Raw genomic sequence first — 1152 nt, forward strand, 5'->3', positions numbered from 1 at the left:
CAATAAAAATGACCAGTAAGCGTAAAAAAGAGCCTAAAGTTTACGAAACCCCATGGGGAGCTGTGAAAATTCCTCGTTTCGTTTATCAGAGTTCACAAGGGGGGTCTACATTTAGTCCTTTAGATCAAAATGCCAGAATTATTGTCAATTCGACTCCAGCATTTGCTCGAATGATAAGCTGGAAATATGCTCAAATGGCCGCTCCTCAAGTAGAAAAAGATCTTAAGCAAAATCATGCTAGATACAGTAGTAGAGCGACACTGAGAGACTTGGCCGATGTGATAGGTAATATTGCTCAGCTTAAAGAAGAGCATTGGACGTACGACATACCTGAGCTTCCACGGCCAGTAGCGACGATATCTTTAGGACTGGATGGCGTTAACCTGCTTTATCATGAAGGGTATCGAATAGCGATGTGCGGAACGATTACCTTGTATGATGATGAAGGAGAACGGCTTTTTACATCATATTGTGCCGAAGCTCCTGAATATGGAAAAGCGACGTTTACCAAGCGGTTTACATCAGAAATTCAAAAAGTGAAGAAACGTTACCCAAATGCCGTGTATGTCGGAGTCGCCGATGGTGCTCCAGATAATTGGACGTTTCTAGACCCTTTTGTGGATGTTAGTATACTGGACTACTTCCATGTTTCGGAATACGTAGCAGATGCAGCAGAAGCATTATTTGCCGGTAAAACAAAGAAAAATCAACGGCAAATATGGTTTCAAGAAACACTTCACCAACTGAAACATAATTTTGGAGAGGCAAAGCGACTTAATGAAGAATTACAAAAAGCAGTCCCCTCAAACAAATATCCCGCAACTTTAGAAAAACTGAATAAAGTAAGAACCTATTTTAAAAACCATTGGCAGCAAATGAGCTATGCACAAGCATTAGAAAACAAATTTCCGATAGGCTCAGGTGTAACCGAAGCAGCCTGTAAGACACTGGTAAAACAAAGAATGTGTCATTCAGGGATGAGATGGAAAGAGGAAGGTGCATCCATGTTACTGACATTAAGAGCGTTAGTTTGTTCATCCGGATATTGGGAAGAATTTTGGTCAAAGTTAGATCGATACGGTTTTCCTGTTACACATAATTTGTAACGAGTTTACCAACAAGCCTGAAACAAATAATTTAGACATTAATTAG

Annotated in this window: 1 protein-coding gene; it reads left to right on the top strand. The window is 40.1% G+C overall.

Features of this window, described 5'->3' with window-relative positions; all coding sequences use genetic code 11:
* Positions 1-1106, top strand: a 1106-nt coding sequence (locus tag JQC92_RS22405; protein WP_205001734.1) for an ISKra4 family transposase, incomplete at its 5' end; no start/stop codon positions are given.
* Positions 1107-1152 lie beyond the last annotated feature (46 nt).

Source organism: Parashewanella hymeniacidonis, from assembly GCF_016900895.1.
GTDB classification, from domain to species: Bacteria; Pseudomonadota; Gammaproteobacteria; order Enterobacterales; family Shewanellaceae; genus Parashewanella; species Parashewanella hymeniacidonis.